The organism is uncultured Mucilaginibacter sp. (assembly GCF_913773635.1).
Taxonomy (GTDB): domain Bacteria; phylum Bacteroidota; class Bacteroidia; order Sphingobacteriales; family Sphingobacteriaceae; genus Mucilaginibacter.
In genome coordinates this window covers 34,932-59,440 of the sequence record NZ_CAJYGQ010000010.1, presented here as the reverse complement: position 1 = coordinate 59,440, position 24,509 = coordinate 34,932, and the positions used below count along the sequence as shown (strand labels likewise).

At 41.5% G+C, this 24,509-nt stretch carries 13 protein-coding genes; 5 read left to right on the top strand and 8 right to left on the bottom strand.

From position 1 onward, the window contains the following. Nucleotides 1–91: 91 nt before the first annotated feature. From QZ407_RS12525 to QZ407_RS12515, 3 genes are all read right to left on the bottom strand, one after another. Nucleotides 92–1,003 carry a ThuA domain-containing protein gene (locus QZ407_RS12525; RefSeq protein ID WP_295771583.1) on the bottom strand — a complete coding sequence of 304 codons (912 nt, stop codon included), beginning with the start codon at nt 1,001–1,003 and terminating at the stop codon, nt 92–94. Nucleotides 1,004–1,141: 138 nt separating this feature from the next. After that, nucleotides 1,142–2,776 (bottom strand): ABC-F family ATP-binding cassette domain-containing protein, encoded by a 1,635-nt coding sequence (locus QZ407_RS12520; RefSeq protein WP_295771580.1) that lies wholly within the window; start codon nt 2,774–2,776, stop codon nt 1,142–1,144. Between the two features lie 97 nt (nt 2,777–2,873). Beyond that, nucleotides 2,874–5,780, bottom strand: a complete 2,907-nt coding sequence (locus QZ407_RS12515; RefSeq protein ID WP_295771578.1) for a triple tyrosine motif-containing protein — start codon at nt 5,778–5,780, stop codon at nt 2,874–2,876. A 296-nt stretch (nt 5,781–6,076) separates the two neighbouring features. Here QZ407_RS12515 and QZ407_RS12510 point away from each other — a divergent pair, with 296 nt between their 5' ends. The 5 genes from QZ407_RS12510 (at nt 6,077) to QZ407_RS12490 (ending at nt 15,322) form a co-directional block, all read left to right on the top strand. Next, complete coding sequence (locus QZ407_RS12510; RefSeq protein ID WP_295771576.1) at nt 6,077–9,175, top strand: TonB-dependent receptor; 3,099 nt, start codon at nt 6,077–6,079, stop codon at nt 9,173–9,175. Between the two features lie 13 nt (nt 9,176–9,188). Then, complete coding sequence (locus QZ407_RS12505) at nt 9,189–10,760, top strand: RagB/SusD family nutrient uptake outer membrane protein (RefSeq protein WP_295771573.1); 1,572 nt, start codon at nt 9,189–9,191, stop codon at nt 10,758–10,760. Between the two features lie 23 nt (nt 10,761–10,783). Continuing rightward, nucleotides 10,784–12,169, top strand: coding sequence for a PKD domain-containing protein (locus QZ407_RS12500; RefSeq protein ID WP_295771571.1), 1,386 nt, complete (start codon nt 10,784–10,786; stop codon nt 12,167–12,169). Nucleotides 12,170–12,245: 76 nt separating this feature from the next. Beyond that, nucleotides 12,246–13,136 carry a glycoside hydrolase family 16 protein gene (locus QZ407_RS12495; protein WP_295771568.1) on the top strand — a complete coding sequence of 297 codons (891 nt, stop codon included), beginning with the start codon at nt 12,246–12,248 and terminating at the stop codon, nt 13,134–13,136. A 14-nt stretch (nt 13,137–13,150) separates the two neighbouring features. Then, nucleotides 13,151–15,322 (top strand): glycoside hydrolase family 3 C-terminal domain-containing protein, encoded by a 2,172-nt coding sequence (locus QZ407_RS12490; protein ID WP_295771566.1) that lies wholly within the window; start codon nt 13,151–13,153, stop codon nt 15,320–15,322. Between the two features lie 164 nt (nt 15,323–15,486). On the opposite strand, the gene QZ407_RS12485 is transcribed toward QZ407_RS12490, so the two are convergent. The 5 genes from QZ407_RS12485 to QZ407_RS12465 all read right to left on the bottom strand — a co-directional run bounded on the left by QZ407_RS12485 (nt 15,487) and on the right by QZ407_RS12465 (nt 24,506). Next, nucleotides 15,487–16,002 carry a histidine kinase dimerization/phospho-acceptor domain-containing protein gene (locus QZ407_RS12485; protein WP_295771564.1) on the bottom strand — a complete coding sequence of 172 codons (516 nt, stop codon included), beginning with the start codon at nt 16,000–16,002 and terminating at the stop codon, nt 15,487–15,489. A gap of 459 nt (nt 16,003–16,461) precedes the next feature. Further along, nucleotides 16,462–18,951 carry an adenylate/guanylate cyclase domain-containing protein gene (locus tag QZ407_RS12480; protein WP_295771561.1) on the bottom strand — a complete coding sequence of 830 codons (2,490 nt, stop codon included), beginning with the start codon at nt 18,949–18,951 and terminating at the stop codon, nt 16,462–16,464. Nucleotides 18,952–19,454: 503 nt separating this feature from the next. Then, nucleotides 19,455–21,734 (bottom strand): GH92 family glycosyl hydrolase, encoded by a 2,280-nt coding sequence (locus QZ407_RS12475; protein WP_295771560.1) that lies wholly within the window; start codon nt 21,732–21,734, stop codon nt 19,455–19,457. Nucleotides 21,735–21,782: 48 nt separating this feature from the next. Then, nucleotides 21,783–22,517: a copper homeostasis protein CutC gene (locus QZ407_RS12470; RefSeq protein ID WP_295771557.1), complete on the bottom strand. Its 735-nt coding sequence runs from the start codon at nt 22,515–22,517 to the stop codon at nt 21,783–21,785. Between the two features lie 84 nt (nt 22,518–22,601). Next, nucleotides 22,602–24,506 (bottom strand): SusD/RagB family nutrient-binding outer membrane lipoprotein, encoded by a 1,905-nt coding sequence (locus tag QZ407_RS12465; protein ID WP_295771555.1) that lies wholly within the window; start codon nt 24,504–24,506, stop codon nt 22,602–22,604. Between the last annotated feature and the right edge of the window lie 3 nt (nt 24,507–24,509).

Below are 24,509 nucleotides of genomic sequence, written 5' to 3'. Positions count from 1 at the left end.
CTTTGAATTGGTGATATGCAAAGCAATGAAAATCTTTAAAAATGCGTTTACTTTTTTTTGCCAGTTTATAATACTTTTTTACCCCGACAGATCAATCGGCTGTATGCAGAAATTTGGCAACTTCTTCGTCGGTATAAAAAACTGAACTCATGCCATTAGTTGGAACTTTTATGCCCGCAGCCCAAATCAATCCGTTTAAAAGTACTTTTCTAAAGTTTTCATTATGCCAATTTGAATAGTAATGTGCCATAGTAGCGCAAAATGCCCTTCCGCCTTTTTTACGCTTATAAGCCCAGGCAACTACATTGCCCAGTGGTTCACTACCTCCTAACGAGGGCACATTAAGTACAGGAATAATATACGTTCGTTCGGCCATAAAACGCATATTGTAATAAAACTCATCCTTAATATTAAAAGACTTTACTCCATTACTTATTGGGTGCTTTGGACTGGCAAGTGTTACCTGTGCATTGGCAACCTTTAAATCTGAATAATGACGTTTATCGCCCGTAGAGTCTTGCCAATCATAATATCCTCCGGCCCATTCCAAAAGTTTTTGGCCATTTTCATAATCAGCAAACGTAGAAAAGTGTAGTAATGCTATACCACATCCCCTATCTACTTGCTGTTGCAAAACCGCCATACGGTCGGTTGTCAAAAATGGTGAGTCTTTGAAATTTATACCATCTGCACCATCAGTCACAAATAAAATTAAATCGGCCTTGTTAAGTAATGAATCTGCAGGCGGCCAGCCGTTTAAATAAAACCTTGTTTTGATGCCTTTAACATTTGAGCGATCAAGCATTACCTTTATAAGCTTTACCGTTTTTACATACTCATGTTCGCCAGGGTCATGGCTTTTAGTACCGGCAATCAAAACAATATTTTTTAGCTGCTTATGGCGCGGTGGGCTTACTAACTTACTTGCAACAGCATTATTACATGTTAGCGCTATAATTGCCAGTATAAGCAGGTAGCAGCTGTAAATTTTATAATTGAGCATAACCTTTTAATTGTTGACTAATAAGCTAAGTTCAGATTCGGCCATAAAAAAAGGTGCTGCAAAACCCTCAAAACATAATACTATTATGCGTCAGGAATATCAGCACCTATTAAGTAAATATTCAAAGTTAAACTAATGTTAGCTTTGTTCAATATCCTTCAAACTATCCATCTTTTTATAAGCCAAAAATCCTTTGATATCTTCAAAGTGTTCACGTACCCGCTTGTTGCCAAATTCAAATACCTTGGTAACGAGGCCGTCTAAGAAGTCACGGTCGTGAGATACAAGAATTAATGTACCGTCAAAATCGCGCAAGGCATCTTTGATGATGTCTTTTGTTTTCATATCCAGGTGATTGGTAGGCTCATCCAAAATCAACAGGTTTACGGGCTCCAAAAGTAATTTGATCATAGCCAAACGGGTTTTCTCCCCTCCTGATAGCACTTTGACTTTCTTGGTGGTATCATCACCGCTGAACATAAATGCACCTAACAAATCTTTGATTTTAACAGTATTGTCAGATAAAGGAATTTGATCGATGGTATCAAATACAGTAAGATTCTCATCAAGCAGGGCCGCCTGATTTTGGGCAAAGTAGCCAATCTTAGCATTGTGACCAACTTTTAGGCTTCCGTCAAAATCAATCTCATTCATGATAGCTTTAATCATGGTTGATTTACCTTCACCATTTTTACCCACAAAGGCTACCTTTTCACCACGCTCAATAACCAACGATGCGTTTTGAAAAACCACATGATCTCCGTAGCTTTTGCTCATTTCCTCAACCATAAGCGGGTACTGTCCCGAGCGTGGCGATGGAGGAAACTTGAGTCGTAAAGCTGATGTATCTACCTCATCAATTTCAATTACCTCCAGCTTCTCTAACATTTTAACGCGTGATTGCACTTGCAGAGTTTTTGAATACGTGCCCCTAAAACGGTCGATGAACTCTTGGTTATCAGCAATGAAACGCTGCTGTTCTTCGTAAGCCTTCAGCTGATGTAAACGGCGGTCGGCACGTAATTGAAGATAGTGGCTGTATTTAGCTTTGTAGTCATATATGCGCCCCATAGTTACTTCTATGGTGCGGTTGGTAATATTATCAACAAAGGCACGGTCGTGTGATATTACCATTACAGCCTTTGCTGAGTTTAGTAAAAACTCTTCCAGCCACTGTATACTTTCAATATCCATGTGGTTAGTGGGCTCATCCAGTAATATTAGATCGGGCTTCTTCAATAAAATTTTGGCCAGCTCAATACGCATGCGCCATCCGCCCGAAAATTCAGAAGTTTGCCGGTTAAAGTCTTTCCGTTCAAAACCTAGTCCTTTAAGTACTTTTTCAACTTCTGCATCATAATTAGTTTCCTCTACTGTATATACCTTTTCGCTTAATTCCGATACTCTTTCAATGAGTTTCATGTACTCATCGCTTTCATAATCGGTGCGGATGTTAAGCTGCTCATTAACTTCATCCAGTTCCTTTTGCATTTGGTTAGCCTCTGCAAAAGCTTTCATGGTTTCCTCAAAAACCGTTACGTTATCTTGCGTTAACAAATGCTGCGGCAAGTAAGCAATTACAGCCTCTTTGGGCCCGGTTACGTTACCCGTAGTGGGTTTGGCTGCACCGGCAATTATTTTAAGAATTGTGGACTTGCCTGCACCGTTTTTGCCCATAAGGGCTATTTTGTCGTTTTCATTAATTGAAAAGGTAACATCACTAAAAAGGGTCGTTCCGCCAAATGAAACGGAAATATTGTTTACGTTAATCACAGTACTTATGAATTGATGAGCAAAGATAGAAAATGGAGCAATTTTGCGCCTTATAAACTTAAGAAGACTATGTAAGTATTGAAGGTAATGATACTATTTACTTAAGTACATCCGGCTTGACTGGTTGAGCTATTGCTTTAATTAAATAATCAAACAACGGTACGTCTGACGGTATCTGCATTTTTTTACGAAGACGGTATCGACTCACCTCCACTGCTTTGATGGTAATACTCATTAACTGCGCTATTTCTTTTGAAGTAAGATTCATTTTAAGGTAAGCGCACAACTTCAAATCATTTGAACTCAGCTCAGGAAAGCGCTCTTTGAGCCGGCTTAAAAAATTGGAGTGTATATGATCAAAGTGCATAGCAAACTGCTCCCAGTCGCCATCATTACGTTCAGCTTCATTTAGCAAGCGTATAACGCGTTTAAAGTCGGTTGACTTTTCGCTCTTACCATTGGCAACCAAAGGTAAAAGTTCATCTTTAATTTTAGCAAGCAGTTTACCACGCTGTACCAAATGCATGGTAGTTGAGGCCAGTTCTTTATTCTTGTAACTAACATCGGCTACCAGCTTTTCATTTTGCAGCTTCATTATCTCGCGCTCATTGTGCTCCAATTCCAATTGATGCAAATACTTGAGCTTTTCCTGTTCTTTGATGTGTTTACGCTGTTGTTTTTGAATAAACACGTGAACGCCGCCCGTAACCACAGCCATGCATAGCGCATAAAACCACCAACTTTGGTACCAGGCTGCTTCAATAACAAACTGCCGCTCAACAGGTACCGATTCGTTACCCATATTATTACGGGCCTTTACTTTGAAAGTATAAGTACCCGCAGGCAAATTGGTATACTCCTTTTCGGCTTTTGTGTTCCAAGCCGACCATTGCTTGTCAAATCCCTCCAACTGGTAGCTAAACTCCAGCGTATTTTGCTGTTCATATAAAGTAGACGCAAATTCAAACTGTAGTGAATTAAGCTCGTGAGGCAATTTAATTTGCGCATTGCCTTTTATTCGAGAATAGCCACCGAAAACTACACTATCTTTATCATTTATTAGCTTAACCTGCGTAAGTAGAACATTAATAGGTAAACGACTTTGCTCGCGATACTTTAGGAAATTGATATGGTAAATACCCTTGTTCGCACCTACAAAAATATTTTGCTGGTTGTACGGATAAACATGTTCAAAACCTGATACAAGCTTGGAAGTAAGCTCAGGAAAATAAACTACCGTAGGGTGAGATTCATTACTGGAAAAATCAATAACTCCAAGTTTTTTTCCATTTACAAACCATACGTTTCCGGCAGCATCTTCATGGAGGTAGTGTATAGCTGTAGTATGCGTGTAAGGTTCAAACAAAGTTGAACGCTGGAAGCGCCTTGTCTCATCGTTATATTCATATATGCCCTTTAAGGTGGCAACTACAATTCTGTTCTTAATTCGAAAAATGTAATTTCCTAATGCCTCCGGTAAGCCTTGTTTAACGCCTAACACTTCCCGTTTAATCACCTGCTTGTGGTTTGCTGATAGTGTTAACTTAAATACTCCCCTGTAAGGATGCGAAGTCCAAACAATGTTACTGTTATCATCATAGGCTAAAAAACGTAACGATAGTTTATCTATGCCGTTGATTGGGCCGTCATTAATGAAATTACCATCTTTGTAGCTAAGTAGTTGTAATCCTTCATATGTACCTGCAACAGCTACAGGGGCGGGCTCAATAGGTGATAATGGTTCAAACAACCAGTTACCAGTGCTTTGGCTTAGGGGTTTTAAATTGAGGGATTGTACTTCAAAAGCACCGTCTTCATGGGCGAGCAACAGTTTACGGTTAATTTCATTCAACCCCCACACCTGACCGCGTAATTTTCCTACCTCTTTGAAATGACCGCGTGAATAGCTTAGGTCTATAGTTTGTATATCGATCGGAAGCTTAAAAAGACCGTTTGATGCACCCACATATAACTCATTCTTAAACACACATGATGTATAACTGCTTATCTGCTTTTTATTGTCGGGAAAGATTTGCTTAATAGCACTATTAAACGCTATAAAATCAATACCATCATCTAAAGCAAGCCAAAGGTTTTTAGCTTTATCAGTAAAGAGATTACGTATATAATTTTTCTGCAACCCTTCATCACTCGAAAAGTGCTGAATTATATTCCCCTCTTTATCAATGATATAACATGCAGAAGTAGTAGTGCCGATGGCAAACCAGTCTTTATTGACGGCAATTGCACAATAGGCATAACTTGATTTAAGGATATTATCTGCAGCTGTTATTTTCGGCGTAAGAACACCATCTTTTAATAAAAACAACCCATTTTTAAGAGTTGTTATCAATAGCGTTCCGGGTTCATAATCCAAAACAGAGGTGACTATACCCTCTTTAAGTATCGAATTTTCGCAAGCAGTTTTCCAAATACCATTATCAAAAACCATTAACCCCTTATGTTTTTGTTGCGCATAGATACGTTTTTGAGCACATCCCAAATAAGTCCACTCGGTATTGGTTTTGTAAACGCTTATAATTCCATCTTTTAAATAAAAGATTTTTTCTACTGTACGAAAAAAAGTCTCACCATTGGCTTCGCATATATTCCACACATCAGCAAATTGCCTGCTTGGCTGAGGTATAAGTGGTTTTAATGATTGATATGTTAGTATACCCTCCTTATTAGGTTTGTAGTAACCTATTTCATCTTGTCCGCCAACGTATATCTTTCCATTCTTAAAAATTTTTAAGGCATGCACAACTGTACGGTTAGGCAACCTGTATAGTCTCCAATGCTTACCATCAAATGATAGCAAACCTTCATTATTAGCAAAGTATACCCTACCATCCTTGTCCTGATCAACAGCCCAGTTTTGGATACCGCCTTTGTATTCCAAATTGGTATAATTAACAATTTGGGGCAGTCCTACCGGGTTTTGAGCATACAGGAAAAAGATAAATGAAAAGCAGGTTATTATGGTTAGTAATGCTTTTTTCATTGAATAAGCGTAAAACTAAATAATAGATTTTGTTCAACATCGTGTAGTGTCAAATTTATTTTAAATGTAGGCTTGACAATAAAATTCAAATACCTCACAAACAGATAATTGCAAGTTACCCATCACTCTCCTGTAGTGTTAAAGTAGGGGCATTTTGAGGGGTAAAAATACCGTTGTATGGGTTATATAGTGCGTTAAAAATTAGGTGTAGTTAATTGTGAGTTTATATTTGCCTCAACCAACAGGCACCCGCCTGTACCAATTAAACCATTTTGTAAACCATTTTATGATCTTCTATGAAAGGAAAAATTACTTTTTTTCTATTAGTTCTGCTATTGCATGCCTTTGGGCTTAAAGCTCAGGAGCTGCAAGTGTCAGGCAAGGTTACTCTAAAAAGCGACGGAGCTGCTTTACCAGGAGTAACCGTATCTGTTGAAGGCGGATTGAACGGTGTAGCAACCGGCCCCAACGGTGAATTCAGTATTAAGGTGCCCAAACAAGGCTCGGTGCTGGTATTTAACCAAATTGGATTGGAGCCGCAGCGCTACACTGTAAACTCAACCAATTTCATTCAAATTGTAATGTCTGAAAAATCAACCAATCTTAGTGATGTGGTTGTAGTTGGTTATGGTACCCAGGTTCGCCGGAATGTATCATCCGCTATTGGATCAATTAAGCCCGATCAAATCACACAAACCCCTGTGCAGCGTATTGAGCAAGCCATGCAGGGCCGGATAGCCGGTGTGCAGGTAACCAATGTTTCCGGACAACCGGGTGATGCACCAACAGTGCGCATACGTGGTATTGGCACCAATGGCGACGCCTCCCCTATCTACATCGTCGATGGCTTCCAGGTAGGTGGAATTGATTACTTAAACCCCGCCGACATTCAGTCGATGGATGTCCTGAAAGATGCCGCATCTGCTGCAATTTACGGTGCGCGCGGTGGTAATGGTGTGGTACTTATTACTACAAAGGGCGGCTCGAAAGACGGAAGAACACGCCTTACTTATGATGGTTACATGGGTATACAAAACGCATGGCGTTACATGAAGTTACTTGATGCCCGTGAGTATGCAGTAATGATGAATGAGGGAGCTGCCAACGCAGGCAACTCTATCCCTTATCCCGATTTGAGTAAATATCCGGCGGGTACGGGTACCGACTGGCAACGCGCCTTATTTCAAAAAAATGCGCCTACGTATAATCACCAGTTTGCCGTAAACGGTGGTACCGACAAAAACAACTATGCTATCAATTTTTCGTTGTTCAACCAAAAAGGTTTGATTGGCGGCGACAAATCTGACTTCAAACGATACACCTTCCGCGCTAATAGTGACAACAAAATTAAAGATTACCTTAAGGTTGGTGCTAACGTAGCTTACTCTCACATCCGACGTACGGCGATTGACCCTAACCAGGAGTTTGGCGGTCTTTTAAATAACGCCATTAACCTTGACCCTATTACACCGGTTATTGAGAACGACCCTACCCGGGCGGCAACATATAACGCTAATGCTGTACGTGATGGCAACGGCAATCTTTATGGTATTTCACCCTATGTAGCTCAGGAAATTGTAAACCCGCTTGCGCGCCTTGCTGTTACCAACGGACTTACCCGTGTTGACAAATTAGTGGGAAATACCTATGCTGAAATCAACATCCTGAAAGAACTAACGTTCCGTTCATCTTTCAGTATTGATTTGGCTTACGTTAACAGTAATAATTACAGTCCTATATTTTACCTAAACGCAGCGCAGCAAAACAATAACTCCAGCGTATCAAAAGGTACTGATCGCTACTATACCTGGCAAGCTGAGAACGTTTTAAATTACAATAAAACATTCAGCAAACATACGTTAGGTGTTACGCTGGGTACCACTCATCGTCGCGAAAACTCTGAAACGCTTTACGGTTCCAATACCGGCCTTGTTGTTACCGATCCTAACATGGCTTACCTTGACCTTGCCGTTGATGCAGGCACAGCTAAAGCTACAGGCGGAGCAGGCGGCAATGCTTTGTTCTCACTTTTTGGAAGGGTGAACTATAACTACGATAATAAATATTTGTTATCTGCTTCTTTACGCCGTGACGGTTCGTCGAAATTTGGTTCAAATTACCCATTTGGATACTTCCCGGCTGTATCTGCCGGCTGGATTTTCACCGAGGAAAATTTCATACCTAAAAATGACTTTATCACGTTTGGTAAAATACGTGCATCGTGGGGTAAAAACGGTAACGACCGCATAGGCAATTACCCTTGGGCGGCCATAATTGGTGTAGGTCGTGGTTATACTTATTATAACGGAAGCGGCAATGGCTACATTAGCGGCGCTTCACCATCGTTCATAGCTAACCCTGACATCCGCTGGGAAGAATCGGTACAAAGTGATATCGGCTTAGACCTAACCTTCCTGCGTAACATGTTTACCTTTACTGCCGATTATTATGTAAAAACCACTAAAGACTGGCTATTGCAGGTACCAATCCCACTAAGCGTAGGCGTACCTCCCGGAACTGCCAATGGTGGTACTGTACGCAACTCGGGTATTGAGTTAACGTTAAACTATCAGCAAAACATTGGTAAGTTTAAAATTAATGCCGGTATAAACGGTAGCTTTAATAAAAACACCGTTACCGAGATCAACAACGCCGAAAGGATTTTAGGTGGTGCAGGTATATCAACCTACGGACAGGTTGAGCGCAGTACCATTGGTCAGCCGTTCTCATACTTTTACGGTTATAAAACCGATGGCATATTCCAAAACGTAGCCGAAGTAAATGCATATACCCTCAACGGCACAAAAATCCAACCTGATGCGGTACCTGGCGATGTTAGGTTTAAGGACCTGAATGGCAATGGTGTTATTGACCCCGAGGATCGTACCATTATTGGTAACCCTACCCCTAAAATTACAGGTGGTTTTACCTTTGGTTTAGCTTATCAGGGCTTTGACCTTAATGGCTTCTTTACCGGTGCATTTGGCAATCAAATTTTTAACGGTACACGCCGTCATGACTTTCCTACTGCCAACATGCAAACGCTTTACCTAAACCGTTGGAGCGGCGAGGGCAGCACAAATACTAACCCGCGTTTTACCTGGAACGATACCAACGGAAACTACAGTAAAATATCTGACCTGTATTTAGAGCAAGGCGATTATGTACGCCTTAAAACCTTACAGCTGGGGTATTCATTCAACAAAGCGCTTATGTCAAAAATTAAGCTGCAGGGCTTGCGCATCTATGTATCGGGCGATAACCTGTTAACTTTCACCAAATACTCTGGCTTCGATCCTGAGATTGGTGCACGCAGCAGTCTTGATATTGGTATTGACCGTGGTATATATCCACAGGCCCGTATTTACCGCTTAGGTTTAAGTGCAACATTTTAATTGACCAGTTATAATGAAAAATATTAAATACACCTCCACCATTATATTAGCCGGCCTGCTCACCGTTGCAGGTAGCGGCTGCAAAAAGTTTTTGGAAATGAAACCTGTAGATAACCGGGTTGCTGAAAACTTTTATAAAACTGAAAAAGACGCTAATGAAGCCTTGAACAGCGTTTATGATGCATTACAGTGGCACACTAACGCCGGAGGCGGCGGCTTTAGCCCTGATCCGATGCTGGCTGATATTGCTTCTGATGATTCTTATGCAGGGGGCGCCAGCCGTTCCGATTCACCTGATATGATACAGGTTGATCAGCAAAAGATAGCTGCTACCAATTCCTTAATCCGTGTTTACTGGAGTAATCACTATACTGGTATCTATCGTGCAAACCTGCTGCTGCAAAAACTGCCCGATATTAATATGCCTGCAGCAGCGAAAGCCAAAATGGCTGCAGAATGTAAATTTTTGCGAGCGTTTTTCTACTTTGATCTGGTTAAGTGGTTTGGAAGCATTCCGTTGATTACCGTACCGCAAAACCCAGGTGAGTATTGTGTGGCAAATGCTAGTCCGGCTCAAACATTTAACCAAATAGCGCAAGATTTAGTTGATGCCATTCAGGTGTTAGACAAATCTGATTTACGTACCAGTAAGGCACATGCCACCCGCTGGTCGGCAGAAGGTTTGCTGGGTCGTGTTTATCTTTTTTACAAAGGCGTTTACAAAGCCGAATTGCAGGCAGGTAGCACTGCAGTAAATGCTCAATATGTTCTTACTCAATTGCAAGACCTTATTTCTAATAGCGGTCATGACTTGTTAAGCACCTACGCTGATAACTTTACAAAGGCCAACGAGTTTAGCAAAGAATCGGTTTGGGAAATATCATACTCTAATGATAACCCGTGGTATGATTGGAATTACATACAAGGTGGCGAGGGCAATATGCAGCCGCTTATGCAGGCACCACGTATTGAAGGCGATCCGCTATACAGCACAGGCTGGAGCTTTGCACCGGTAACGCAGGAGCTTTACAATAGCTATGAGGCTAACGATCCGCGCCGCGCAGCAACCATCATCAATATGGAAACCGAGTTGAAAGGCAAGGTATCTCCCGGCTATCAGCACACAGGCTTCTTTAGCAAAAAGTACACTACCACAGCAGAGTACAGACCTACAACCGGACAGTACGAATTAAACTGGGGTAACAACTATCGTTCAATACGTTTTGCCGATGTTTTACTTATGGCTGCCGAACTTGACTTAACTAACGGTGGAAGCCAGGCACAAAACTACCTTAACCGCGTACGCAACCGGGTTAGTTTAGGCAGCAAAACTGTCTCATTAGCCGCCATTTATCAGGAGCGTAGGGCTGAGTTAGCTCTTGAAGGCGTTCGCTACTGGGATTTACTTCGCCAGGGCTTACCTGTGGCAGCACAAGCTATTACCATAACCGGTAAAAAGGGCCCGGGTTACACCGGCGATCAGGTTGACTACAACGTAACCTTTAATCAAGCTACACGCGGTTTATTCCCAATTCCGCAAAGCGAGCTTGACCAATGTTCGAGTGTGTTAAAACCTAATTTTTAATTTATCTCAATAACCATAAAAAGATGAGAACCTATTTATATAAAACACTTGCAGGTTTACTGCTTGTACTTACCTGGATGGGCTGTAAGGTTGACGACCCTGAGCTTGGCGCAGCTCCTGAAAATGCTCAGGTAAAATTTAACGCAACACCAACTGCTGCAAATGCCAATATAGTTGTATTTAAAAATCAGTCGGGTGCGGTAACAAAAGCTGTATGGGATTTGGGTAACGGACAAACAGGCTCGGGCGAGGAAATAACCGGCTCATATCCTTTGGCCGGCACTTATACCGTTAAGCTTACCATTTACACCAGCGGCGGCTTTGCATCAAGCACCCAAACTGTAACAATTGCCAACACCAAGCCCGAGATGCTTAACCGTCCTGATTATAACTTTTTAACTGGTGGCGGCAGCAATACTGCGGGCAAAACCTGGGTAATTGAAAAGGGCGTGTCGGGTCATTTAGGTGTAGGTCCGGCAACTTCACAAACCGCCGAGTGGTATAATGCTGCACCAAATGAAAAGGCTTTGGAAGGTTTCTATGATGATGAAATGGTATTTACCCTAAGCAATAACCTTAAGTACACCTATATTAACCATGGCAGTACATTTGCCAATGGTGCCAATGCAGCAGGTATTGGCGGTGCTACCGGTGGTGATGTTACGGTTAATTACACCCCTCCTACCAACCTAAGCTGGAGCATTACAGAAGAAGGTGATAAAAAATATCTTACTATATCAAATAATGGATTTATAGCCTACTACACCGGAGTTTCAAAATATCAGATCATCACCTTAACCGAAAACGAAATGTACCTGCGTGTGGCCGACAAAGCAAATGCTGCAAACGCCTGGTATTTACGTTTGGCACCTAAAGGTTATACCCGCCCTGTGGTAGAAAAGCCACTTAGGGCTAATGATATTACTGATAAGTTTGACGGCACCGGTAACATAGCGTGGCGTGCTGATGCAATCACTTTTAAAAACGCATTTGACAACCCGTTCCCTCAAGGTGCTAATACTGCAGCCAAGGTTGGCTTTTATCAGCGCCTTACCGGTGATGCCAATCAATATGGCAACTTGCAAACTACTTTAGACTACCGCTTAAATTTAAGCACCCGTAATAAATTTAAAGTGAAAGTATTTTTCCCGGGTGGTAATGATTATAGCGGAACGTTGAAACCCCAGGTATCGGTGAAGCTACAAAACTCGCTTGCCGGTGGTAATGCCTGGCAAACACAAACGGAAGTGGTTAAACAAGTTCCGCTGAACCAATGGGTAGAGTTGGAATTTGATTTCTCATCTATCTCAACTGTTACCATTTATGATCAAATTGTATTACAACTTGGCAGCGAGGGCCATACTGTACCGGGTATATTCTACGTGGGAAGTTTTGAACTAGCAAAATAAATTACTCATAAGCCGCAGCGTAGGTTGCGGCTTATGCTTTCTACTTTTTTACCGACACGTGAGTAAAGCAACTTATATGAACACAAGCAAAAAAATAAAAATGTATACATCATTTATTGGGAAAGTGCTGATGGCAGGTTTTCTGTTATCATGCGCCGGCGGCGATGAACTCAAACCACTTCCTACCGAACCAACAACCGGCACCGGGGACGGAAAACCAACCGACAAAGGCTGGGCCTTTGAAACTACGCCGCTTTGGGCCGATGAATTTAACACTAATGGTGCGCCTGATGCAGCCAGGTGGGGTTACGATTTAGGCGGCACAGGTTGGGGCAACAACGAACTGCAGAATTATACCAACAGCCAGAACAACGCCGGCATAGCCAACGGTGTACTTACCATTACCGCCCGCAAAGAAAACTCCGGAACAAATGCTTATTCATCGGCACGTTTGGTTACTAAAGGCAAGGGCGACTTTTTGTACGGACGCATGGAAATAAAAGCCAAACTTCCATCAGGCCGTGGCACATGGCCTGCTATATGGATGCTACCTACTGATAACGCTTACGGACAGTGGCCTAAATCGGGCGAGATTGATATTATGGAGCATGTGGGTTATGATCCTATGAAAGTGCATTTCACCATTCATACTGATTCTTACAACGGCGCCCAGGGAACGCAAAAAGGAGATTTTAAAAATGTAGCAACGGCGTTTACCGAATTTCACTTATACCGGGTTGATTGGACACCTTATGCACTTCGTGGTTACATTGACGACCAAAAAGTATTTGAATATGTCAACGATGGCAAAGGCTCATCTACCTGGCCGTTTGATAAACGCTTTCACCTGCTACTTAACGTAGCTGTAGGTGGTAACTGGGGCGGTGCGCAAGGCGTTGATGATACTGTTTTTCCGAAAGCTATGGAGGTGGATTACGTCAGGGTTTATAAAATGATTGAAAAATAATATAGCCCCATTTCATGAAGAAAAGTTTAATTATTTGCACCTGTAAGGTTGCGGGCTTGTTATTGCTTTTACATACTGCCGCCTTGGCCCAATCTGATGAACAAATTTATCAAAAAGCCGATGCCCTGCTTAAACAAATGACGCTGCAGGAAAAGGTAAATATGATACATGGCAGCTCCTCATTTACTTCGGGCGGCGTGCCCAGGCTGGGCATTCCGGAGTGGGTAATGTCTGACGGGCCACACGGCGTTCGTGTAGAACATGGCCGCACTTATAAAGACAGTGTTGGCGTAAACGATGCCGGAACCTATTTACCAACAGGAGTTTGCCTGGCAGCCACCTGGAATCCTAAACTAGGTTACGCCTTCGGCTCAGTATTAGGCAGCGAGGCAGCCTACCGTGGTAAAGACGTAATTTTGGGTCCGGGTATCAACATCATTCGTTCGCCACTTAACGGGCGCAACTTTGAATATCAGAGCGAAGATCCTTACTTAATATCGCAAATGGCAGTTGGGTATATCAAGGGTGTCCAGGATCAGGGTGTTGCAGCTTGCGTGAAGCACTATGCAGCTAATAATATTGAAACCAACCGCAACAACATCAACGTTGAGCTTAGCGAACGTGCGCTACGCGAAATTTACTTGCCAGGGTTTAAGGCCGCCGTTCAACAAGGGAATGTGTATACACTTATGGGCTCGTACAATAAGGTACGGGGCGAATGGGCTACTCACAACAACTACCTTATAAATCAGATTCTTAAAAAAGAATGGAAATTCAAAGGTGCTGTAATAAGCGACTGGGGTGCGGTTCATAATACGCAGCAAGCGCTTTGGAACGGTACCGATGTAGAAATGGGCACTGATCTTTCCTTAGGTGAAAAGCCTGATTATCGTAAGTACTTTATGGGCGATACGGTGCTTGCGCTTGTTAAGAACGGCAAAGCTCCGGAGTATCTTATTGATGATAAAGTGAGGCGCATTTTGTATGTGATGCTTAAAACGCATGTAATAGATAAACAACGCAGCAGAGGGGCTTATAACACTAAAGCGCACCAGCAAACAGCCCGGCAAATTGCTGAGGAGGGTATTGTTCTGTTGAAGAATCAAGGTAATATTTTACCGTTATCGTCATCAATTAAATCTATTGCCGTTGTTGGCTTAAATGCCAACCGGCCTCAGGCTTTTGGCGGCGGTAGTTCACAGGTTAAGGCTTTATATGAAATAACCGCATTAGAGGGATTAAAAAAACTGGCTGCTAAAGGAACTAAGATTACTTACGCTAAAGGTTATAATATTAAGCGTGGTGCGAAGGCCGATGAAAGCCTTATAAAACAAGCCGCCAACGCAGCAGCTAAAGCTGATGTTGCCGTTATTGTTGGTGGCAGTACACATGGTTACGACTACAGTAAGTGGAGTGACAATGCATATGACGCAGAAGATACCGATAAACCCGATTTAAAAATGCCTTTTGGGCAGGATGAATTGATTAAGGCTGTGCTTAAAGCAAACCCCAAAACCGTGGTGGTATTATTAGGCGGCGGACCTATTGAAATGAATCAATGGATTAACTCCACTCCTGCTGTGCTACAAGCCTGGTATCCGGGTATGGAAGGCGGCAATGCTATAGCAAGCGTACTGTACGGGAAAGTTAATCCATCAGGCAAATTGCCTATGACATTTCCTAAATACCTGTCTGATGCTCCCGACCATAAGCTTGGCCAGTTTCCGGCCGATAAGGATAGCAACAACGTATGTTATTTTGACGATATATATGTTGGCTATCGCTACTATGACACTTATAAGGTGGAGCCACAGTTTTCATTTGGTCATGGCTTGTCTTACACACAATTCGCTTACAGTAATTTAGAGGTACAGAAAGGCGTTAGTAACACTACGGTGATTTTTACCATTGCCAACACTGGCAAAATAGCGGGAGCTGAAACAGCACAACTTTATATACATCAGCAAAAATCATTGCTTCCACGGCCCAAAAAGGAATTGAAAGCGTTTGAGAAAGTTTATTTGAAGCCCGGCGAAAAAAAGCAGATTACATTAACACTTTCTGCCGATGCTTTTCAATATTTTAATGATGTAACCAATTCCTGGATTACAGAACCTGGACAATTTGATATTATAATAGGCAGTTCATCAAGAGACATTAAGCTCAAAGGCACAGTTAGCCTGTAAAATCTAACAATATCTTACAATGCAAAGTGCCGCCTGTAAACAGGCGGCACTTTTTGTTACGTTGTTTTAAGACGTTAATCAAGCCAGTATAGTTAGCAATATTCCATTTACTCGCATGACGAATATGTAATTATCATGAAGTAAAAGCCTTTGATTGTTTACGCTTATTGTGGTTTTTCGGTAAGGTCTCTTATCATAAAGGCTTCAAATTCCTGGTTAAGCTGTTCGCAACTTTGAATTAACTTATCGGCGATTTCATTTACCTGCTCACTGTCTTCGCCCAGTACTTTAAGCACTTCAACCAAACCAAGCACATTCGCCAGCGGACGGCGTAGATCATGTGATTGCTGCTCAGCCAGATTGTTAAGTGTCTCTGTCAGGAAACGGAGATGTTCTTTACGCGATTCAAATGCGGTAACGTCATGGCCAACCCCAATGACGCCGCTCATGATTCCATCGCTATTGATGTCTGCTTTGTACTCCCAGTAGGTTATTATATAGCCACCTTTACCATCCAACTTTCTTAAGGTAGCGGCAAACGTTTGATCAGGATGTGCAACGCAACGCTGGTAGGTCTGATAGCTCGTCGCATGATCATCCGGATGCAAGGCTAATGCGGCAGAGCGAATCTCAGATCTATTATAAAATGAGCTGTGCCGGTTGATGAATAGGTCATTCATGTAAACATAGTTGCCTTTAGTATCAATCTTAACCAGATAGAAATTTATAGATTCAGCAAGCAGCTGAACACATCTTTCAAAAGAGAAACTTTTAGAAATCATACGAGGTATCAATTCTGCAGTGATTAACGCAGATAAAAGGTAAAAGTAAGCGTTAATTCATAATTTATCGTTCAAAGTAAAAATTAAAAATCATCAGCTGACAGATTGTTAATGAACGATTAGTAATATTACCTGTATAGTTACAAAATTGATTTAGGACAATTTATTCCCAAGTGATACTGACGAAAATGTCTTAAACATTGAGACTAAATAGTGACTGAACATAACACTTTGTGCTAAATCACTATCAATTAGGTTCAACATCATTTGTTGAGTGTTTTTATTTAGAGTTTGTCCTTTTGCAAGAGTGGTTGAAGTTTGATTATCAATTTAATAGCTATTCTATAATAAATGAAATTACTCAAATGTAACTGCGTCAAATACAACTGATGGGTTGGCCGTCAAATTACCATCGAATACCTCAGATTGATCCAAAAAATACATGTCAAGTGATCCTTTGTTTTTCGCTTCAATTTTGCCACGATAGGTAAACGTAAAGCTATCTCTAACAAGCCTATAAGTTGTCTCAGATACGTTGATTTTGCCAGGCATAGAGTTTTGTTCCATGCGTGCTGCAGTATTAACAGTATCGCCCCAAATGTCATACGCAAATTTCTTTACTCCAACAATACCGGCAACTACGCTGCCGGAATGAATTCCAATGCGGATATCAAACGTTTTGTCGCCTAAACTTGCTTTACGCTGGCGTACAAAAGCTGCAATCTCGAGGGCTGCCCTTACAACGTTCTCTGCATGCAAATTATCGGGGCTTGGCAGGCCGCCCACAGCCAAGTATGCATCACCGATAGTCTTTATCTTCTCAATACTATAATTAGAAATAATTTTATCGAAAGCCATAAAGCAAAAGTGCAACTCTGCTACCAACTCCTCAGGGGTAAGTTGCTGGCTTAAGGTAGTAAAGTTTACAAAATCGGTAAACAGAACAGTTACCTCATCAAACAGGCGGGCATTCGCACTTCCCTTCTCTTTTAACTCTTCTGCTACGTCTGCAGGAAGAATATTAAGCAACAGATTTTCTGAGCGTTGTTGTTCAAACGAAATCCTTGCATTCGCTTCGCTGATTTCCGCATTTGCTTTAGTAAGTAACCTGTTTGACCGGCGCTGGTTTATGTAGCTTTTACCAATGACCAATGAAAGCAAAATAAGGCCACCAATACCAGCCATAAATAGTTTGCCTTTGGTTTGTTGTGCGCTTAGTTCGCTTTTTTGTAGCAGCAGCCTTGTTTCGCTTAATTTTTGGGCTTGGCGGGCGGTATTTAATTCCTGTTCTCTGGCTTTGCGCTTTCCCTGCTCCAGCTCTAAAAAAGCTTGTGTTTTCAGATAGTTTAATTTTTGAAGATCCTTTTCTTTGCTAACCAATGAAAGCTGTTGGCGGTTAAGCAATAAAGCTTGTTGTTGTTGAGTTGCAATAAGTGTCTGGCGGTCCAGTTTGGCTTTCGCTATTTGCTGCTGCAATTTTAAAGAATCTTCGGTATGGAAATGCTTTGACTCGGCAACTATTTTAATGTACTCCTTATTATTGTTAACGCGGGCCAGGCTATCTTTTATAGATACATAGCGACTAAAAGCAGCGTAAGCCCTGGGATAGTCTTTCATTTTCTCAAAAGTCATGCTCAACTCCTGATATGCTTCCTGGTAAAAATAAGGAGTTGCCTCCTTAGTGTTAGCCGCTAATCGCATTGACTCTTCGAGGTTATATAATGCGAGGGAATACCGATGGGCCGGGTCAACTCCGGCTTCGGCAAGAACACCATCGGGCGCTTCACGATAGATACTGCCCAGTGTTCCTAAAACGCCGATATTTTTACTAGGAAGCGCTTTTTGTAAATAAGTTAAAGCGTTAGTATAATCTTTCTTGGCGTAATAAATCCATGCAATAGTATTATATCGGTTGTCCAATTGCTCCTTTGTGGCATTGTTTGCCGACAATTTTAACGCCTCAAGACTTTCTTCCAAGGCTCGGTTATAACTTTTTTGTTGATAATGCAGGAGCGAAATCTGATCAAGTAATAACAGCGTGCTTTTTGAATCTCCGATTTTTTTTACCGTTCGTAAAGCTTCTGCATAATAAGTAAGGGCACGCAAGGTATCGCCTATGGCCTGATAGACCGATGCAAGGCTTTGATTTAAGCCTGCTGATGAATTATCTTCAGGCAGATTACGGCTGAGGGCAACTGCTTGCTGGTAGTACTGCATTGCCGTTTTCAAATCTCTTTTGAGTGACAAATACAAGCCACCAATATTTTGATTAATTCGCCGCATAAAGCTGCGATCGTTTACTTTAGTAAAACCTGCTAACGCTGCAGCATAATACCGGATAGCCAACGTATCTCCTTTTGAATAATACGTAGAGCCGATATAAAAATCAACCATTGCTGTGTTTTTTGTAGATAAATGAGGCAATTTGTATGCCTTCATATAACATCGTTGAGCACGTACATAGTCACCTTCCAGATAATAATCATACCCCGCTGACAATAAAAATTTACAGCGCAGATCAACATCAGCTATAGCTTGCGAACGGGAGATATACCGTTCGACCGCGGGGTAATCCTTATTAGCGAAGCTTAGCGATCGCATGGCCTCATAAGTAAGATAAATATACTTTGAAACGCGCAACTTCTCAGCGAGTGCAATACCCTGATGGTAATAATGGCCGGCGTTTGGTGAATTTAGCCTTTTATAGTTATTACCAATGCGTACCAAAAGCACCACTTTGGCAGTGTCTTCTTTACTAATTTGTAGCTGGCTTAGCAAAGAATCAATACGCGCCTGCCCTATTTTTTGTGCGTATGAAAAATTCGTAGCGGCTACAAAGAATATCAACAGTAACTTTAAGTAAAGAATATTGCTATTTAACAAGGTGCACAGATTAAGTTACCCTAATATAGGGATTTGACCTCTAAAATGATTAAATACCTATTTAATTAATATGCAATATCAACTGAATTTGTATAAGGTTGAATTTTGCCACGTAAATCATGTAGAATATTTTATTGATGGTCGCGTTTGGCCTTTCTTTAAAAATAAATAGCCATTGTTTAAATCTTGACTAATTTATGTTGGCTGTTACCGTTGTGCCATTATCAGGCAGTAGTAAGCTTACTCTCCTATTCCCGTAATTAATTTGGAGAGTGCCTCGGTGTGCATTGGGTCGCTTGCAATATTTGCCTTGAGAGCTAAAAAAACATAATTATGTATAATTGATTTCGCCTATCCCACCCCACGCAAAGAGGGATAACTGTTTAGTTATCCCCTCAAAAAATGAAACTACCTGGTTTTAATATTCAAATGAACACATTGTTATACAGAAGCTACATGAACTAACATTATTTCTTCTCGGAGTATGGCCTGTTCTGCGGTAATTTACCCCAGTCTGAGTTCGGCTTATTCCCCATCTCAAAAATCAGTTTGCCGCCTCGCATCAAGTCTGCATGTGAGATGTAGGATTTAGCATAAATTTTACCATTTAATATTACGCGTTGTATGTAAATGTTTTTATCGCTGTTGTTTTTTGTTATAAAGTGCATTAGTTTGTTACCCGGCAGTTTTATGGTGGCTTCATCAAACAAGGGACTGCCAAATACATAAGTGCCGTTAGCCGGGTTTACAGGATATAAACCTAATGATGAAAAGATGTACCAGGCCGACATTTGTCCTACATCCTCGTTGCCAATAATGCCATCAGTTTTATCGGTATAAAAGTTCTTTAAAATGTATCTAACCTTTTCAGCCGTCTTCCAGGGCTGGCCTGCGTAGGCATACAAATAGCTAATATGGTGACTTGGCTCATTACCATGCGCGTACTGACCAATTAAGCCCGATATATCAGGTGAGCCTTCTTCTCCTAAGCTGCCCTTAACAGTAAACAAAGAATCCAGTTTATTGATAAAAGGCTTATCGCCGCCCTGTAACGCTATCAAACCTTCAACATCCTGTGGTACCAGCCAGGTATATTGCCATCCGTTGCCCTCTGTATAATCATCTTTACGATGCCTCGACTCAAAAGGGCTGAATGGACTACGCCATGTATTTTCAGAAAGTCGTCCTCGCATAAAATGGGTTTGCTTATCAAAATAGTTCTGGTAGTTCTTTCCGCGCTTACTGAAATATTGATAGTCGGCGGCGTTAACCATTTTTTTTGCCATTTGAGCAATTGACCAATCGGCAAGGCTATACTCCAGCCCCATCGCTACCGATTCTATTAAACTATCTGCTGGTATATAACCACGTTCTTTAACAAACTTTAAGCCCGATGCATCTTGCATAGCAGATGCTTTAACGGCCTCGTAAGCCAACTTTTTATCAAAGCCATTAAAACCCTTCAAAAACGCATCTGCTACAATTGGCACCGCGCTGTAACCAACCATTGTATTTGTTTCATTACCCATTAAATGCCATACAGGCAATTTCCCTTGCTGTTTATAAATGGCCAGCATAGAGTTAACCATATCATTCACCCGCTCAGGTTGCAATATTGTATACAACGGATTTGCGGCACGATAGGTATCCCATAAGGAAAAGGTAGTAAGGTTAGTAAAGCTTGGTGATTGATATACTTTTTTATCAGTACCGCGGTAGTCGCCGTTATTATCGTTAAAAATAGATGGCGCTATCATGGTATGATAGAAAGCGGTATAGAAAATTCGTTTATTCGTTTCACTGGAGGTTTTGAGCTGTACTTTCTGTAGCTCTTTGTTCCAGGCGGCATCAGCTGCACTAAGGGTGTTGTTGAAATTCCAGCCAGGTAATTCCACTTTAATATTCGCCAAAGCATTGGCTTCGCTTACAGGCGATATACCAACTTTAACCAGCACCTTTTCGCCTGCTTCGGTACTAAAACTTATGACACCTTTAACCTTCCTGCCTTCATATGTTTCGCTTGTTTTGACCGCTGTGCTGTCATATATGGCAAATGTTTTAATGGGTCTAGAAAAAACAGCGGTAAAAAAAACCCGCTGATCATTTGCCCAACCTTTGGAGAAACGATATCCTGCTATAGTGCTGTCATTAATTTGTTGTATAGATGCTTTTACAGGTGCATCCCATGCTATGCCCTCTTGTAGATCAATGATGATGTTTGATTGATCTGATTTTGGAAAAGTATATTCATGAAATCCTACTCTTTGGGTTGCCGTTAAGCGCACGCCAATATTATAACGTTTAAGCATGACGGCATAATAGCCCGGGCTTACTTTTTCCTGCTGATGGCTAAAGGTAGACACATAACCATTTTGCATATTTTTAATGCTTCCTTTCATGGTTTTGATCGGTCCGGTTGTTGGCATTAAAGATATGTCTCCCAAGTCTCCAATACCTGTTCCGCTTAAGTGTGTATGCTGAAATCCTACGATTGTAGAATCGGAAATATGGTAACCTGAACACCAGTCCCATCCCTGCGAAATGTTTGTAGGCCCTAATTGTACAGCACCAAATGGCACGTTAGCGCCAAGAAAAACATGTCCATGAAACCCGGTGCCAATATATGGATCAACATACTTCGTAAGGCTTGTTTGTTTTTGCTTTAACTTTTTTTGTTGGGCCTGGCTGGTCTGCAATGCCCCGGTCAACAAGGTTAATAGTAAAAACCCAATTAAATTTCTTCTCATAAATTTTATATATGCAGATGTAGTTTTAAATTTTATAAACTGCTCAATTTAATCAAAACTTTTGGCAATACTAACAAGGGTCTTTACTGTTTGTAAGTCGGTTTGCTCGTAATGAAACTCATCTTGATTACTACCTGTTTTCACATCCCTAAACAGCATTTTACTTTCTATAAAACCTTTTGCGGTGCTATGAAACTCATTTGCACCGGTAAGTTGAATAAGTTGAGCTAAATTGCTCGTGCGAACACCGGCACCCGGCATTATGCTTATACGTCCTTTCGCCTGCTTCACTAAATTTGATATTAAACGTGCACCTGTTAAAGCGTCCTCCTCAAGTCCGGATGTTAGTATGCGTTCAAAACCCAAATCAATGATGTCCTCTAATGCAGCTAACGGATCTTTACAGCGGTCGAATGCCCGGTGAAATGTTAAGCCCATGTTGCCGGCTGCCTCCTTTAATTTCAGGCATCGTTTTATGTCAATATGTCCATCACTTTTTAAAAGACCGAAAACCACACCATCGCATCCAATTTCCTGACAGCATTTTATGTCTTCCCGCATTATTTCAAACTCCAGGTCCGAGTACAAAAAGTCGCCGCCCCTTGGTCTTATAATAACATATAGCTTTATATTTAATAGTTTACGGGCCATTGCTATCTGCGCGTAAGATGGCGTGGTTCCGCCTTCTTTAAGATTATCACAAAGTTCAACCCGGTAAGCACCGCCCTGCTGTGCAATAAGCGCAGAATTTACAGAACCTGCACATATTTCAATTTTGATCATATAGTTTCAAGATTTTCTGAAAATCCATTTAAAATAAAAGCGGCTATTTGCCGCTTTTATTTGCTTTAAGTCACCGATAAAATATTATTGCTTTTTAGCCCAGTAAAGTGGCGTCAAAGTAGCATCGGCTCCGTTTAAAAATCCAACGGCCTGGTTGTAACCATTTTTATTGGAGTTTTGTAAACTTGATGGATACCTTAAGCGCTGAGGAAAGAATTTTACGCTGCTGGTAGTATAATTTGCCGGTGTTAAGGCCGGTAAAGTTTGTGCAGGCGTTTCAATGGCCGGATTTTCAAAAAATGGCAATCCTAATCTTCGCTGATCGCTCCAGGCTTCCAACGGCAACCATGGAGTTTGAGCAATGAACTTTTGAGTTATAATTTTAGTTAAACGATCATTTTTCACTGTACCGTTTTTATAAAGTTCGTTTTTAGGATAACTTAATGTTACCACACCTTCTGCACCGGTGTATCCGTTCTGGTATCTTTTGGTGTAAGTAGCCGGAGGTTCAGTGATATGATCCCAGCTTACCGATGTACCTACACGGTTGTAGTCTTGTGAAGCCAGATATGTACCTAAATATTGAGTTAAATCCCAGTATTCGAAGCTTGAGGCCACACCAGCTTCATAAGCAGCTTTTCCGTTCATTGGCGTTGTCCAGCCACGTTCCGCAGCTTCTGCCAGCAAGAAATAAGTTTCCCAAGGTGCAAAGAATACGCGTTTACTACGGCTGGTTCTGAATTGATTACTTAAGCGAGGCATAGTTCCTTCGTAAGTAAGTACCTGGTTACGCGCTCCTTTGGTCCCCCAGTTTCCGGCGGTGCGAGCATTCCAGGTATATTTAGCATCAATTTCTTTTACAATACCGCCCGCATCATCTATCAAATTACGTTTAGTTGTTGTTGCGGCCGTACCGCTATTGGTAAAGTTTGGATTGGTAATGTCTCCCGGTATTATAAATGTTTTATAAGCCCTTGGGTCAATAGTAAATGGTAAGCCATCAAACCAGTAACCAGCCGATGGATCGTTGGTTAAAGTAGTAAAATGGTTTTCGTAACGTTGCCCCATCCAATCAGCCGGTTTTATTTTAGATTGAAATTCAGCGCCAAGCTGATCCTGAGATTTGATACTGCCCAAACCGGAGTATAAATTGTTTAGCGTGGCCGATATAGGTTGCGTGTTCCAAGGACGGCTCATTACCCCGGTTAAAGGGCTCCAACCATCAAGTTCCTGAACCTGAAACGTTTCATCCGTTTTGGTTATAATGTCATTTAGTGATGCTGCAGCTGACTCAAATTCGCCTTTGGCAGTGGTAGCATCTACCTCTGAAAGGCGCATGGCAAAGCGCATGCGTAATGAGTTACCAAACTTTTTCCATTTAGTGTAATTGTAACCGTAAGCAGGATCCTGTTTTTCAAGGCCGGCCACGTTAGTTACCGATAAGTTAAGCTTAGCGTTCGCATCCTTCAATTCAGTCAAAATATACGCATAAACCGTTTTCACGTCCGAAAAATCAGGATTTTTACCCTGAAAGCCGTTAACCGGTATAGGTCCAAAATTGTCGGACATTTCACTCATCAAGTAAGCTCTCCAAATGCGGGCTACCTGTACAAGGTTGTTATCATAAGGTCTTTCTAAGCCTGCAGCTTTTTTATCTGCGGCTATAGAAATTGCGGTATTCGCACTGTTTAACCATCCTGCAACCTGATTGTAATAAGCGCTGGTCCAACCATCATCATAGTTAGCAAGTGCAAATGTGGTATTGCTGTGCTGATGCCCAGCTGTTTTCCAATACAACACAAATGAACGTTCTGCAACATCGGGGTTCATTTGCGCTTCAATAATTGAGCTATTTATAAAATATTCTATTTGGACTTGTTCGCCGGTGGCAGAGAATTGATCTGTATTAACATCGTCGAATTTCTTACAAGAGCCTGCCAGAAGCGCGGCTGTAAGCAGTATATATGATTTAATTTTAAAGCTTTTCATGAT